Below are 14,142 nucleotides of genomic sequence, written 5' to 3' on the forward strand. Positions count from 1 at the left end.
TGGACTACCCGGATGTCGGGTAAGTGGAAATAAAAAAGGCCACGCAATAGCGCAGCCTGTGAATAAGTGCCAGATGACGTCTGGCGGTGTATACCCTGCATTTGATATTGTTAAATCGCCAAAAGTAACCACACCAAATATGGAGAATTAAATGAGCATAGTGCTTTATTCCGCCGACAGAAGAGGCCGGTACAACGCAAATGCATTAATGGATTTTTCTTCCATGCAGCCACCTGTAACTGACACCTACGCCATTGATAGCTTTATTGGCGCGAAATTTAACTTCAAAATCTCCGAGCATGGGCTGCGATATCTTTTCCCAAGGAGGGAACTTAATGGTGATGACCTTATGGAACTTATTGTTGAACTGGTACGCCAGATGCAATCATCACGATACCAGTCAATATTCGCTTGTAAATCAATAGAAGACGCAGATTCTTTTAGAAAGAAATACCGAGAACAGGAAGGTCCGCAACCAATTTATGAAATTCTTATCAATGAGGATACCAATGTTCATCATGGCGATATGCGGTTACTTGACCTGAACGCATCATCAGATAATGCCGCAATGGTTTTCACGAGAGCAATATGGTACTGGTCTGGAATATCTTCCATGAATCCATTCTGGGAGTATATCGTCCCTCTTCCAATTCAAGTTGGCAGCATGGTAGAAGAATAGCACGCCTCTAATCAGGCGGGAGAGCAGGATATGTTCACGCCTGATATGTAGGACTCCAGATGAATATGAGGATCAAGAGATACCTCCTCGTTGCTAATTTTTTCAATGACGACCTTTAACTTTTCAATGACTTCCTCTTTATTTACCCCGGAAGTTGAAAAGACAAATCTTGTTCTGGGAGCCAATGCAGACGAAGTATTTACATTATGTGCGTGCTTACCAATTTTCATCATCATCTCCTTAAACCGCAGCAGGGCTCTTTTATGTGAAAGAATGCGGGAGCCGATCCCCGCTATGCGGCAGTGGTATACAGACAATCAGGGATATGATTTACGCAGCTAATATTTCAAGCCGTCTTCCAAGCGCCGCCAGCGCGTTTATATCTAAGCTGGTGGTTGTAACGGCCCCGACAGTACTTCTGCTTCACCGTTATGGCAGATATCATCGCCCCTTGTCAGATGCCAGACACCGACAATAAGCCGTCCTGATTCCAGATCATCAACTGTGTCGTTCGTATAGTATGCCACCTGAACAACACCGTTATGCTGAATCCAGTAATACCCTTCTTTCATTCACACCTCCGCAAGACTAAGCAAATAGTATAGGGCGAAGCAGAAAATACCACGGTGCAAGAAACCACAATTCAAAGCCTGTTGAACAAAAAAGGCCCGCGAATGCGAACCCCTAAAACGCAAAAACCCGCTCAATGGCGGGTTCTTTTTGTGTTCATGTCTGTTATTCGCCTCGCGATACAGCTTTGCGAAGCATACCGGGATTGAAGCAGTTTGTGGCTAAAAATGCAATAACTTTTTTGCTAAAGCTGCATCAGTTTTTCCACCAGTTGATCTTTGCGAATAACAAACCAACCGTTGGCTCTCGCCAGTTCCAGCCATGACTCAAGGGAAATGACAATGTCATCATCCCGCAACGGGATTGTGGAAACAGTGACGCCGCTTTGCTGATAACAGAGAACTCGCGTGTCGTAACTTTTCTGGCGTGAAACTCGCACTGAAGGATTCTTTTGGCTGAAGTAGCAATCCTCCAGCTTCTCGAATACCTCCCATGCCTGATCGGTTTCGAGCATTTTTGCGTGGCGAGCTGCTCCGCGTTCTGTCCATAGGATGAGGGAGCGGGCTTTGGGGGAAACTGGATTTTGTGAGTAGTTTAAAGCTACCCGCAATTCTTTAAGGTCATTACCAACAACTTTGAAAAAGTGTTTCCCTTCAACAAAGCGTACTTTGTTCTCATGATGATTCTGGCGAATACGCACAGGTTCAGTGCCGTAAAGCTGCGCCAAAAGTTCGGTGGTAATAACAGGAATCTGGTTATGGGTGATCGGGGAGAGAGTTTCAACAGCGATTTGAGTTGTCATAATGACGTCCTCTAGTGGTTTCTAAACTATCACCACCGTCAGGTTCCAATCATCGGGTGGTGAGACGCACAGGGTTGGAACTACCGGGAAACCGACCGGCGAGCTTTTCAGCTCCCCCATGCGCCCCACCATAATTCAGATGTGCGCGTGCATACGACAATAAAAAACACGCTCGCGGCGTGTGTCTGTCGCGGTCTCTATCCGGGGTTCCAATCCCGACGCCAGATTTTGCTGGCGTGGCGGGAATATAGCCCCGGATAACAAACAGAGTCAACGGGCAATTTTGTGGGCATCGGTTGCAAACGCTTCACGCATCGGCAGATAAAGCATAAATTCCGCCATTTTTAGCCATACACCTATGCGATTGCGGCACGTTGCATAACACCAGTCTGGATATTGTTCGTTTAGTAACTCAGCCATCCTTCTCTGACTCACTCCACACCCTTCGTAACGCTGGTGAATCAACTTTTTCAGCGCCGGATACTCAGCTAATACAGTACCAATGACGCGGTCAATCAACATTGCTTCGGAATCAGTACAATGCGCCAGCCAGCTTTTTTGTTTCCCGTTCATCATTTCCCGAAGAAAGGCCTCCAGCTCTGGCTTGCTTGTTCCTGATTTTTTCAGACGGCGTAAAGCCTCATTGATGGCTGTTTTTGTCAGTTTTCTGGAGGCCAGCAACTGGTTAAACATATTGCCGGGTTTACCGCTGCCGATGTATGACCATCGTCCCCACATACGGAGTTTTCCCTGAATCCACACGCTTTCCAGTGTATTCAGTCGAAAATATTCGCCCGGTTTTCCGGTACTGGCTGGATAAATCATTTCGGTACCACCTTTCCCATTCGTACAAGTTTAATCACTGTCAGTACGATCGCCCTGTTCATCAGACACCGGCGCTCTTCCCTGCTCAGGTGACTGCCGTTATCGATTTCATGATGGCATTCCTGACAAATAGCCGCCGTGGCGCAGTCATCCGTTTTCATTCCCATGCCCTTTAATTCATTGCGATGTGCAACCTGCGTTCCCCACCGCCCGCACAACACGCACTGTTCAATCTGCCCGACGGCTGCCAGCCATTTTTTACTGCGGTAAGTTTTTATTTCAGATAAGAGCATTTACGCCTCCGTTCTGGCACATGATCGAACTCCGGTAACAGGGCGCTTACCGTCCAGTGAATGCAGTCATGATTCAGACTACGCTCCGTCTTTACCCCCCTGCGTCGGTACTGCTTCACCAGCTCATCCGCCTCTTCGGTGGTACACGCCGGATGCTGAAACCATGTCATTTTCATGCGAACTCCAGCAGATGCGCGGCCACGTTTTCAACTTCTTCCGGAGAGGAAAATTTACGAAACAGAATCCAGTTCCACAGGACGTTCAGCACAGCCTTATAGACCTGTTGAAACTCGGTTTCGTCCATACTGGCGAACGCTATGGATTTCGCCCGGCGCCCGCGGCTGCCATCCGGATAAAAATGCTCGGTATAAAACCCGGCCTGAACGGTTACCCATTCCCGGAAGGCATCAAAAGATTTAAGAAGGGCGACGTCCCCGGTTCGCAGGGTAGCTACGTTATGGAGGTACTGTTCCGCCGCCTCGTTAAGGGCCGGGGTATATTCCTGGCCTGCGGAGCCGCAAAGAAAATTAACGAATCCGGAGATAAGTTTCTGTTCCCGCGATGTGACCGTGCCGCCAGTTGGCGTCCAGTAGTCGAAACCAAGCTGAAGGAGTTTAAAAAAGCGTTTATGAAAGGCGTAGTTGCGGACACGCTTAAAATCGGCGTGTATCCACTCACCGATTTTTACTGAGCGCAGGAAATCCCCACTCTCCGGCGTCGCCGGGAGCAGAATCCCTGATGAGGTTTGCTTGACCAGTTGTAAATGCGCCATCGTTCTCTCCGGTGGCGCAGTAGATTGGGAGTTCAGCCCGCAGGCGAGTATAACAAAGGATGATTATTCATGATAACCGGCCCTGATAGTCAGCTCATTAATAAGAGTATCGCTCCCCATGATGTCATTTTGCAACAACGGCAGAAACCTGACATAGCGGCCATCCCGATACATCAATGACCGGTTGCAGTCAGGAAAAAAATCCATTTCAGCAATTACTGTCATGTCATCACGGCGAATAACAGCATATTTACAAGTGAATGTTTTATTTAAATTTTTCACGGTGTCTCCATAGATAACGAACTTGAGCATTTTTAAAGCACCTTCATTCTCACCATGAATATATAGGAGACTACTAATTATCACCGTTAATAACTATGACTATTTTTTGACCATGTGCAATGACATTTTCTCTGTGTTCTATTTATAATCTTATAACTGGTTATTTTTTGACATACTCATTTCCCGGACTTTAAAAAACCGCCGGAGCGGGTTAATATGCAATACTTTGTATAGAATCTTTCGGGGCTGTCTTGTAGTACCCCAGTGGCTAATACCACAACTAAACACAAAATCCGCCAAATAATCTAATTCGAACCATGCTCGGATACTATCACGTATCCCTTCTATGAATACAGAAAATAAATCAGCCTGATAATAATTAGACGTGATGGTTTTAAAAATAGATATGAGATAATATAATGTCTTAGTACATTAAAATGGATTTTTGTGAACAGATTACTGCAACTAACTTTCAATATGTGAAAGATAATTTTGTTTTATGTGAGATGAGTTAACTATATCACTATAGTCCTCTCACCTCTTCCCTGAGGATGTTAATTCGTTCAGTATTTCCTTTTTGGTGCATCACTGCCTAATTCAATAAGCATGACATGCTTAGTCGCTTCTGAGATGGCCGCCAACTCTGCTTCAGTCGGATATTTACTCAAGTCTGTTTCAAGCGCTTCTTCGCCAACTGTTACTGTAAATCCATCACCATTACAACGTAACGACAAACGTGCATATAACGTCCTCTTGGGATAAGACATCGTTGATTTATCCACTGTTAAACAAACATAAAATGAAAGAGCACCTTTTTTATCAGGCCTGAGTGCCTTAAGCTCAACATGTCGCCCTCCTTTTTCGGTTGCTATAAAAACATAACTTAATAAAATGTTGTTTTCTGCCGGGTTTCCACTAAAGGTTACAGGATACTGAGAATACTCAAGGTCTAGCGAGCTTTCGAAATGACGAACAATCATTCCAGCAACCTTCTGAAAACTCTTCTTTTCTTCATCTTCAACTTTTAATACTTCGCTGTATCGTTTTCTGAAATCTTGAAACTTAATCATTTCCATACCTTTTAAAAAATTGATCGATGCTCAATATTTAACTCTTCTGGTTTAGAGTTTTCAAGATTTTTGGCTCGATTTAAGAGCATACGTCATATTTACAGAAACATAAGTTCCTTTAAAAAGAAAGTACACTGAAAAACAAACTGTGCTGTCTTATTACCAGCCCGTCAGCATCTAGATACTTAAACTACTTTAATTTATACATTACTGAGCAGTACAGTAATCAAACTCACTGTAATCGCGCTTTTTACAACAAACCGACTTTTCTGCCCGTTCGCTCATTGTTAATCCTTCCAGTTTCATGTTCTCGCTCTGTAAACAGATAAAACCCTTTGCATCGTCACGCTGTTCCGGCACTCCGTACAGATAACGTTTCTGGTCCGGTCGTAGGAACTCACGACACCTTCCGGCGTTTTCAGAAAGCGGGTAATCCTGGCATCTTCACGTTTCTGCTTCCAAAGCAGGAAAGCCTGTTCCGAAGGGAAAATACCGTTTCTCCCGGCCTGATACAGATCCCCACAACTTTCCGCTTTTTCCAGGTAGTGGCGGGCTGTAAAAATGGTTAACCCCGTTATCTTCCGCAGTTCTCCAAACGTCATCCGACCGTGGGTTCGTACCAGTTCCGTCAGGCGCTTCTGTATTTCAGCTTTCTGCGCCAGTGTGTAATTTCTGCTCATGAAAACCCTCCGGAAAATTATTTCACCGTCCTGAGATAGCTGACGTTCGGGCGCCAGCTCCCCCAGTCAAAATTCACCCACCGCCCACCATTCATGGTCATTCTGTCCATAACCCGCTGGCCTGCCAGATTCGTCAGCGCCTCGTGGTTAAGATTTGTCAGCATTCCCACACTTCGCATCGAGGCCGTCCGACGGTCCACAATCTGGTGCAGCGTCACCTGCTCGTTTCTGGTCTCACGTTGCACGCCAACCTCATCGAGGATCAGCAGATCAACCCCGCACAATTCACGCAGAAATTTCTCGCCAGATTTCCCGTCATCGTAGCTGGCATGAAGCGCACTCATCACATCGGCGACGGTGATAACAATCACACTGCGTCCGGCATTCATCAGACGATTGCCAATGGCGGCGGCCAGATGATTTTTTCCGGTACCGGGATTCCCGCTGAACACGAAGTTCGTGCAGCCAGTATCCAGTTCACCAGCAATAGATTTAGCCTGACTGAGTGCATGGCGCTGGCCGTCGTTCTGTATCCGGTAATTTGCGAACGAGCATCCGCGATGCAGCCGCTGAATCCCGGCCCGACCGAAGATTTTTTCTGCCCTCGCCTGACGATTCTGACGATCAATTTCTTCGCAACTTCTGCGCCCTTCGGCGAGTTGCCATTCCCGCCACTCCTCCGGCGTCCGGAACGGTGCTGCGCGTTCGGCAGACTGTGGCGCCAGTTTCCTGATTCTGGCCAGAATCCCGCTATCTGCGATATTTTTCATGGTCTGTCACCCCCTGAAACCCGGTGGAATGGTTTTATCCGGCGGCGAAACCGGGATACCAGGCATACCGCTACCTCCCCTCACAGGAATATCCCAGTGATTTTCAAAATGCCTGTCCGGCCCGAAAAATGTCGCTGCCTGTTGCACGAATTCAGAACCAGCCTTGTGCGTACTACCGAGATACGCCACGTAGCGCCGGACACCGTCGAGCATGTCGCCGGGGAGGACGCCCTCCCGTCGTCGGGCATTCCAGGCTTTGAATGCAGATTTTTTCGGATTGGCACCTGCCCGCTTCGGATATTCCTGCCAGACCAGTTCAAACTCAGCCGGATAACTCCCGCCTGGTTCATCGTTTTTTTTCGGCGATGAACCAGGAGAGATTGGATCTGGTTCTGGTTCTGGCTCTGGTTCTGGCTCTGGAGTCCCAACGACCGTTTGAAACCCTTCAAGAACCCTTTCGAAACCGTTTAATTTACCCGGTTCAAACCTTGATATAGCCTGCCTCATACCATCAGCTAACTGTGACTTAATGGCTATTTTATCCGGTACATCACGGAATAATTTCAACGCTGCAATGGCTACATTCGGGTTTTCAAAACCATTCCATTCCAGATAACCGGGAATTAACACCCATCGGGTAGCTTTATCCCGTATGGCAAAACCATTACGGGATAATTCTTCAAACCCTTCTGATACCCTATTTTTATCCCATTGCAAATCCTCACAAACGTACCCGTCGGGGAGACGGAAACAGCCGGTCATATTGGCGTGGGGACTGGTTAACAGATATAACGAGAGCATCCGGCCATCATCGGAAAGCGAGCGTATGCTTTCGCTGGTCCAGAAGGATGAATTCACCTTTCCGTAATCACGCATAAAACCTCACCACGCCCTTACAGGGCGATCCGAATATATAAAAATTACTCACTGGTCATGTCTCTGGTACTGCTGGCGATAACCGCTACGTAACGCCTGTAACGCATATATGGCCTCGTCACACTCCCGCTCAAAATCCGCCAGCTGCGCGCCAAGAAGTACCGCGCTTGCCACTGCGGTTTTTTTAAAAGCTGTGAAAGCAGGTACTCAATGCTCTGCCCTGCCGTTATTCGTTTATGCAGCTCCGGCGCACTTTTGCGGATCGCCTCCAGAATGGCGGGGATCAGCGCAGAGAATTTCTCGCAATGCTCCGCCGTTTCCCGTTTCCGCCAGCGCTGAAAAATGTTTATCCGGTTACGGCGCCATGCGTCGTAATCCACCGTTCCGTCGTCACGCTCGATACGGTGAACCGCTATTTCCGGTCGCGCCGGCTGCTCCAGGAATGCGCGGGTGATCAGTTGCGTGGCGGTTTCCTGGGTTATCTGTAGATATGCCAGCCATGACGATAACGCCTGACTGGCTGTTTCAGGGGTGATCATGGTTGTTCACCTTCGCTAATATGGTTCTGTTATCGTTCACATGAGGCGGGAACACATCATCAAGAACGCAGCGAGATCCCAGATGGTTAAGTGTGGCAACAATTTTTCGGCACTCCTCCAGTCCGGGTGTGCGAAAATTTGCTTCGTAGTTCGCCAGACGGCTCTGTATCCATCCCAGGTGAGTCGCAAGCTGCCTTTGAGATAGCCCCAGTTGCTTTCTGTATGTTGAAATTTTGTTCATCTAAAACCTCCGTCAATAATTCTAAACACATTTTGTGTTGCATGGTCAAGCTATTTTGTGTTTTGCGTAAATCACGCATCGTGATAAAAGGGAGCCATGAGAAAAGAAAATGAAAAAATTGCCGCCAGCCGGCTTAATGATGAGATCGCAATGCGCCTCAAGGAGCGCAGACAAAAACTCGGCCTGTCTCAAGGTAAACTGGCTGAGATTTGTGGATGGACTCAGTCACGCATAGGAAACTATGAAGCAGGAAGTAGAAATGTTGGGGTGTATGATGCAGTTGTACTTGGTGAAGCACTAGGTATTTCCCCACCCGAACTTCTGTTTGGTGAAAAGGACTCCTCGCAGGCATGGCTAAGTGATCATCATAAAAAATTGCTTGAGTTATTCAATCAGTTACCAAGCTCAGAGCAACAACGAATGATTGATCTCTTTGAGGTTCGTTTAAAAGAGATTGATGACTATGTCGAAACGTACCTAAGAAATCGCCTTAAAAACTCAACTCAACCACCAGAAAACTAACTTAAGACTTGAGCTGAATAGTTTAAAACCTGCCACTGGCGGGTTTTTTATTACCTCAAGCCCAGCAGAACGCCTTCCCTCAATCAAAAAACACATCTTGTGTTGACAATTACACACCACTTCGTGTTTAATGGATTCATCAGGACAACGCCAGACCAGATAACAGCCGGACAATACCAAGAGTTATCCCGCTGCTGAGTCGGGCTAAGTAGCCAGCCTGAGGCATACGAACATGACGGCAGTTGTTGTTAAGTAACAAGCGCAGTAGATAAAACGTTCCGCCGCCGGGCGTTAAGCGGATGAGGGAAAAATGAAAGCAATCGACTTAGGCAACAATGAATCTGTGGTTTATGGCGTATTTCCCAATAATGACGGTACGTTTACCGCCATGACGTACACCAGAAGCAAAACCTTCAAAACAGAGGCTGGCGCACGACGCTGGTTAACAAGAAACCATTGTGAGTAAGAGCCAGACAGGAAGCCGGATTCAGAAAAGCATCCGGCGCAACACGAAAGCGCGTTCGTTACTTAACTAAGGTTGTCGTTAAATCCACCGTCCTGGTTGAGCGCGCTTCCGGTTGCGAGTGGAACCCGTGACATTGCTGTGTGTAGTCTTTGGCGGTACCAGTTCATTCCTTTCTGGTTTCCGCCCTTTTTAAAGCGAATTTTGTGGTGTGGTGAATGCGGCTAAGCGCACGCGGCACAGTTAAAAAGACATAACGGTCCTTCATGTTGTGGGTGGAAATAGTAGTCGGCGGTAATGGTTAACTGGTTATCGTCACCTGGAGGCACCAGGCACCGCACCAACAAAATTCGCTTATAAACAGGCAAAGAGGATAAAACGATGATACCTGTCATTACACCTCGTTCCGACTGGATGCGCAGTCCGGCTAAACAGCAGACTGCAATAAACAGAAAACCGGGCTTGATTCGTAAAATTTATACTCTACTCACCCAGAAAGGAGACCCGACATTAATTAACTGCGCATATTGTCAGAAAGCAATACCGGAAGAGACCGCATACGAATATGAACTGATATATATGCACGGAACGCTTATTTCACGTAAAAAACAAAAATATTGCAGTAAACGCTGTGCCAGCCATGACCAGATGGCTCATGAACTTTAATTAATCATTTACTGAAACAATAAAACTATGCCAGCAATGGCAGGGATTCACTCAACCTGAAAAAGGAAATAAAAATGAAAAATACAACGCCTGATGCAGCAGTATTACAGGAACTAAAAGAACTCACCAGCCGTATATTTAAGATATGCGAGCAAAACAATATGCCGGTAGTTATTGGCTATTCATACGAATTAAGCAGAAACGAAGATGGCTATTCAATCAATAAATCAATAACTGCATATGCAGATGAAAAAACAGGGGCATGGGACTCCACTATAGCCGCAGCAGCCATGTTGCTCAAAGTGAAAGACGTCCCCAGGGAGGTTATTGGTGCATTGAAGAGCTTGTCTGTTGCCAGTGATTTTGCGCGGGCGATGTCTGAGGCCTCAAAGGAAAAAAGCCTGCATTAAATGCAGGCGCTTCCCCGGCTTTACATCCCGGCGATGCTGAGGCGGGCGACCAGACCCACCACCAGAGAAATGACCAGTGAGCACCCGGAGAGGATTTTCACTGGCAAAACGATTTTAATCTTAACTGAGGTTAAAAAACAATGAGCATTAAGCAGGAAGAATATTCATTTTATTACAAGGTTAAAAATGAAAGTGCCAGGAAACGCCTCGGCTTTAAAGCCGGTTTTTTCTGGTGTACAGCTAAAAAGCAGTCACTCGCCCTCTCCCGTGGCGAACTGGCTATGGATGCAGCCGGATTTGATGAAGCTGATTTTGCCAGACCTGTACGCGTACATTTCCCGGTAGAAAATGACATTCCGCCCGAGGGTGTCTTTGACACTAAATTTTGTGAAAACCGCGAACCCGGTGGCGAAGACGGTAAAACCCTGACACTTATCCCCGCCGCAGCTTCTGCTGTTAAATCAGATGAAACAGAACGCGCCGACGGTGCTGGTACTCCTGCCGGAGAAAACGGGATACAGGAATCTCATAACCCGCCAGCAAACCCTCAACTGACCGTGGTTGCGACACTGCCGTTCCGCCATCGCGTTCTGGCACAGTATATTGGCGATGGAGAATATCTTTATCACGTCGATACAGACCAGAAAAAAGAAATCGCGTGTCTGGAGATGGATACTCAGAATACCACTGCCCAGAACCTGATACTCGCAGCAGAAAATGTAGAGCCGTTCAAAAAAGCTATCGAGCACGATATTCACAAAGCAGTGAATGCGTATAAACAGGTATTTCCTGTCGATGGAAAAGTACCTGAGTTATGCACCACTATTAAGTTTTTTAAGGAATGGTTCAGTGCTGAACACATTAACCGCGGCCTGCTGGTTAAGGAATGGGCTGAACGCCTGAAGAATAAACCTGTACCCGTTAAAAAAACCGGGCAACATAAAGTAATTGTCGACGACGTAAATAAGCCAGAACGTCCACGCCGTAGCGAAAAACCGACACACAGAACGATTAACTATGAGCTCGCCTGTGGTTTCTGTGAGGAGCTGGTTCTGAATAACCTGCGTCCTGCAATGGATTTTGCAAAACGTATCATCGCCGAAGACCGGGAAGACTGGAAGCGAATGTCGATGACAGTGGGCACTATTCCCGACATCAAAGGCTACGACCGACAGACCATTATTGACCTGGTACGCAAAGCGCCAAAGGCCGTACATAACGGTAATCCTGATCTTCGCCGGACGTGGTGCGAAAGCTTTCTTGCCGTTCATGGTGTTCGCGATCCGGACTGGTACGAATATGTGCCTGATAACACCCCAACAACCCATGAAGAAAATGCAGCAAGACTTCGTCAGGCGGGCAAATGTCTGCGGGATATTGAGTCAGGGAGATTTCAGTGTGATGAAGAAAAACCGCAACCGACAGACGAACTGGCAGATGAACCAGCAACGCCTGAAACAGTGGAACAGGACACAACTGAACATCATCCGGACCCGCAGCCGCTGGAGAATGAGCCACCTGTAAGCCAGACAGAAGCAGGCTACCAGAAAATACGCGCAGAACTGCACGAAGCACGTAAAAACATTCCACCCAAAAACCCGGTTGATGTTGGTAAACAACTGGCAGCCGCGCGCGGTGAATATGTCGAAGGCATCAGTGACCCGAACGATCCGAAGTGGGTTCATAACAATTACAGCGCCTCAAATCAGGGTGAAAAAGAAGAAGTGGTGCCGGAGGAAAAACAACCAGCAGCAGAGCCGGAGGCTGTCACCAGAAACGCAGACGGGACTTTCGACGTTTCAGCGCTATTCCCGCCCCCCTCAAACCAGACCGAAAAAACGGAAGCCAGAACAGAAAGAGATGGAAAAACGCCGAAAGAGAGCAACCAGCAGGAAACGGCTGGCGATGCAGTGCAGGAAATTACAGCAGACGGTGGATCAGGTACTGGCGGTGATGAAGCTGGCGAAGCGGCAGATTCCATAGAAAACGGAAATATCACTGTACCTGATGATATACAGCCAGGCATTTACTATGACATCCCTAACGAGGCGTATCACGCTGGCCCGGGGGTCAGTAAATCACAGCTTGATGATATCGCAGATACACCAGCAATTTATCTTTGGCGCAAAAATGCCCCCGTGGACACGGAGAAAACAAAATCTCTCGATACAGGAACGGCTTTTCACTGCCGGGTACTGGAACCAGAGGAATTCAGCAAACGCTTCATCATCGCACCGGAGTTTAACCGCCGTACCAGTGCAGGAAAAGAAGAAGAGAAAACCTTTCTGGAGGAATGCGCCCGGACAGGAAGAACCGTGCTTACGGCAGAAGAAGGCCGGAAAATCGAACTTATGTACCAGAGTGTGATGGCGTTACCGCTGGGGCAGTGGCTGGTTGAAAGCGCCGGATATGCTGAATCATCAGTCTACTGGGAAGATCCGGAAACAGGAATTTTATGTCGGTGCCGTCCGGACAAAATCATCCCTGAATTTCACTGGATCATGGATGTGAAAACCACTGCTGATATCCAGCGGTTCAGGACAGCTTATTACGATTATCGCTACCACGTACAGGACGCTTTCTACAGCGACGGTTATCGGGCGCAGTTCGGTGAGAGACCCACCTTCGTCTTCCTTGTTGCCAGTACAACCGCCGAATGTGGGCGTTACCCGGTTGAGATTTTCATGATGGGTGAAGACGCAAAACTGGCAGGTCAGCGGGAATATCGTCGCAATCTGCAAACCCTGGCCGAATGCCTTAATAACGATGAATGGCCTGCCATTAAAACTTTATCACTGCCCCGCTGGGCGAAGGAGAATGCAAATGCCTAAACAGCCACCTATTGCAAAAGCCGACCTGCAAAAAACACAGGGAGCACGCACCCCGACGGCAGTGAAAAATAACAACGATGTGATCAGCTTTATCAACCAGCCTTCCATGAAAGAACAGCTGGCGGCGGCCCTGCCCCGCCACATGACAGCGGAACGCATGATCCGGATAGCCACAACGGAAATCCGAAAAGTTCCGGCGCTGGGTGACTGTGACACCATGAGTTTTGTCAGCGCCATCGTTCAGTGTTCCCAGCTTGGGCTGGAGCCCGGCGGCGCGCTCGGTCATGCCTATCTGCTGCCGTTCGGAAACAAAAACGAAAAGTCAGGAAAAAAAAACGTTCAGTTAATTATTGGCTACCGGGGAATGATCGACCTTGCCCGCCGTTCCGGACAGATTGCAAGTCTTTCCGCGCGCATCGTCCGCGAAGGTGACGATTTCAGCTTCGAGTTTGGTCTGGAAGAGAAGCTGGTACACCGTCCGGGTGAGAACGAAGATGCACCAGTTACTCATGTCTATGCCGTTGCCCGCCTTAAAGATGGTGGCACACAGTTTGAGGTAATGACCCGTAAACAGATAGAGCTGGTACGGGCACAGAGCAAAGCCGGTAACAACGGCCCGTGGGTTACTCACTGGGAGGAAATGGCAAAAAAACCGCCATACGCCGCCTGTTCAAATACCTGCCTGTATCCATTGAGATCCAGCGCGCGGTATCAATGGACGAAAAGGAGACGCTGACTATCGATCCGGCTGATGCGTCTGTCATCACAGGTGAGTACAGCGTCGTCGAAAACGCTGGCGTGGAAGAGAACGTGACCGCATAACGGAGGCTGGCGGTCGCTGACCGCCTGAA

At 47.9% G+C, this 14,142-nt stretch carries 20 protein-coding genes and 1 pseudogene; 7 read left to right on the plus strand and 14 right to left on the minus strand.

Annotation, left to right across the window (positions count from 1 at the left end):
* Nucleotides 1-151 precede the first annotated feature (151 nt).
* Nucleotides 152-679 (plus strand): DUF2441 domain-containing protein, encoded by a 528-nt coding sequence (locus ACLJPE_RS05445; RefSeq protein WP_223152484.1) that lies wholly within the window; start codon nt 152-154, stop codon nt 677-679.
* An 11-nt stretch (nt 680-690) separates the two neighbouring features.
* On the opposite strand, the gene ACLJPE_RS05450 is transcribed toward ACLJPE_RS05445, so the two are convergent.
* The 14 genes from ACLJPE_RS05450 to ACLJPE_RS05515 all read right to left on the minus strand — a co-directional run bounded on the left by ACLJPE_RS05450 (nt 691) and on the right by ACLJPE_RS05515 (nt 8,399).
* Nucleotides 691-909, minus strand: coding sequence for a hypothetical protein (locus tag ACLJPE_RS05450; RefSeq protein WP_000690097.1), 219 nt, complete (start codon nt 907-909; stop codon nt 691-693).
* A gap of 153 nt (nt 910-1,062) precedes the next feature.
* Nucleotides 1,063-1,251 carry a hypothetical protein gene (locus ACLJPE_RS05455; protein WP_000658040.1) on the minus strand — a complete coding sequence of 63 codons (189 nt, stop codon included), beginning with the start codon at nt 1,249-1,251 and terminating at the stop codon, nt 1,063-1,065.
* A gap of 242 nt (nt 1,252-1,493) precedes the next feature.
* A complete protein-coding gene (locus ACLJPE_RS05460; protein WP_039513154.1) occupies nt 1,494-2,051 on the minus strand; it encodes an ORF6N domain-containing protein in 558 nt (185 codons plus the stop codon).
* A 270-nt stretch (nt 2,052-2,321) separates the two neighbouring features.
* On the minus strand, nt 2,322-2,876 hold the full coding sequence (locus tag ACLJPE_RS05465; RefSeq protein WP_000639984.1) for a DUF1133 family protein: 555 nt from the start codon (nt 2,874-2,876) through the stop codon (nt 2,322-2,324).
* Entirely contained in the window at nt 2,873-3,169 is a 297-nt protein-coding gene (locus tag ACLJPE_RS05470) for a DUF1364 family protein (protein WP_000926953.1), read from the minus strand. Before ACLJPE_RS05470 ends, ACLJPE_RS05465 begins: the two co-directional genes overlap by 4 nt.
* Complete coding sequence (locus ACLJPE_RS05475) at nt 3,151-3,345, minus strand: hypothetical protein (RefSeq protein WP_000784702.1); 195 nt, start codon at nt 3,343-3,345, stop codon at nt 3,151-3,153. Before ACLJPE_RS05475 ends, ACLJPE_RS05470 begins: the two co-directional genes overlap by 19 nt.
* Nucleotides 3,342-3,941 (minus strand): DUF1367 family protein, encoded by a 600-nt coding sequence (locus tag ACLJPE_RS05480; protein WP_000940750.1) that lies wholly within the window; start codon nt 3,939-3,941, stop codon nt 3,342-3,344. The genes ACLJPE_RS05475 and ACLJPE_RS05480 overlap by 4 nt, the downstream gene beginning before the upstream one ends.
* 63 nt (nt 3,942-4,004) lie before the next feature.
* Entirely contained in the window at nt 4,005-4,253 is a 249-nt protein-coding gene (locus tag ACLJPE_RS05485; RefSeq protein ID WP_000911593.1) for a hypothetical protein, read from the minus strand.
* Nucleotides 4,254-4,786: 533 nt separating this feature from the next.
* Nucleotides 4,787-5,293, minus strand: coding sequence for a hypothetical protein (locus ACLJPE_RS05490; RefSeq protein WP_039513149.1), 507 nt, complete (start codon nt 5,291-5,293; stop codon nt 4,787-4,789).
* A gap of 302 nt (nt 5,294-5,595) precedes the next feature.
* Nucleotides 5,596-5,973, minus strand: coding sequence for a DUF977 family protein (locus ACLJPE_RS05495; RefSeq protein WP_039513147.1), 378 nt, complete (start codon nt 5,971-5,973; stop codon nt 5,596-5,598).
* A 17-nt stretch (nt 5,974-5,990) separates the two neighbouring features.
* Nucleotides 5,991-6,743, minus strand: a complete 753-nt coding sequence (locus tag ACLJPE_RS05500) for an ATP-binding protein (RefSeq protein ID WP_039513145.1) — start codon at nt 6,741-6,743, stop codon at nt 5,991-5,993.
* A 6-nt stretch (nt 6,744-6,749) separates the two neighbouring features.
* A complete protein-coding gene (locus ACLJPE_RS05505; protein WP_052322952.1) occupies nt 6,750-7,619 on the minus strand; it encodes a hypothetical protein in 870 nt (289 codons plus the stop codon).
* Nucleotides 7,620-7,663: 44 nt separating this feature from the next.
* Entirely contained in the window at nt 7,664-8,158 is a 495-nt protein-coding gene (locus ACLJPE_RS05510) for a hypothetical protein (protein ID WP_039513142.1), read from the minus strand.
* Nucleotides 8,145-8,399, minus strand: a complete 255-nt coding sequence (locus tag ACLJPE_RS05515) for a helix-turn-helix domain-containing protein (RefSeq protein ID WP_031615791.1) — start codon at nt 8,397-8,399, stop codon at nt 8,145-8,147. The genes ACLJPE_RS05510 and ACLJPE_RS05515 overlap by 14 nt, the downstream gene beginning before the upstream one ends.
* Nucleotides 8,400-8,495: 96 nt before the next feature.
* Here ACLJPE_RS05515 and ACLJPE_RS05520 point away from each other — a divergent pair, with 96 nt between their 5' ends.
* The 6 genes and pseudogenes from ACLJPE_RS05520 (at nt 8,496) to recT (ending at nt 14,113) form a co-directional block, all read left to right on the plus strand.
* Nucleotides 8,496-8,921: a helix-turn-helix domain-containing protein gene (locus ACLJPE_RS05520; protein ID WP_023165607.1), complete on the plus strand. Its 426-nt coding sequence runs from the start codon at nt 8,496-8,498 to the stop codon at nt 8,919-8,921.
* A 310-nt stretch (nt 8,922-9,231) separates the two neighbouring features.
* Nucleotides 9,232-9,387, plus strand: coding sequence for a DUF1391 family protein (locus ACLJPE_RS05525; RefSeq protein ID WP_071606037.1), 156 nt, complete (start codon nt 9,232-9,234; stop codon nt 9,385-9,387).
* Between the two features lie 378 nt (nt 9,388-9,765).
* Nucleotides 9,766-10,050, plus strand: coding sequence for a YdaE family protein (locus tag ACLJPE_RS05530; RefSeq protein WP_000613374.1), 285 nt, complete (start codon nt 9,766-9,768; stop codon nt 10,048-10,050).
* A 74-nt stretch (nt 10,051-10,124) separates the two neighbouring features.
* Nucleotides 10,125-10,460, plus strand: a complete 336-nt coding sequence (locus ACLJPE_RS05535; protein WP_000799629.1) for a hypothetical protein — start codon at nt 10,125-10,127, stop codon at nt 10,458-10,460.
* A 140-nt stretch (nt 10,461-10,600) separates the two neighbouring features.
* Nucleotides 10,601-13,291: an exodeoxyribonuclease VIII gene (gene recE / locus ACLJPE_RS05540; RefSeq protein ID WP_039513139.1), complete on the plus strand. Its 2,691-nt coding sequence runs from the start codon at nt 10,601-10,603 to the stop codon at nt 13,289-13,291.
* Nucleotides 13,284-14,113 (plus strand): annotated as a pseudogene (gene recT / locus ACLJPE_RS05545) (recombination protein RecT). The gene recE and the pseudogene recT overlap by 8 nt, the downstream one beginning before the upstream one ends.
* Nucleotides 14,114-14,142 lie beyond the last annotated feature (29 nt).

Source organism: Salmonella sp. SAL04196 (assembly GCF_046550835.1).
In the GTDB taxonomy this organism is placed as follows: domain Bacteria; phylum Pseudomonadota; class Gammaproteobacteria; order Enterobacterales; family Enterobacteriaceae; genus Salmonella; species Salmonella enterica.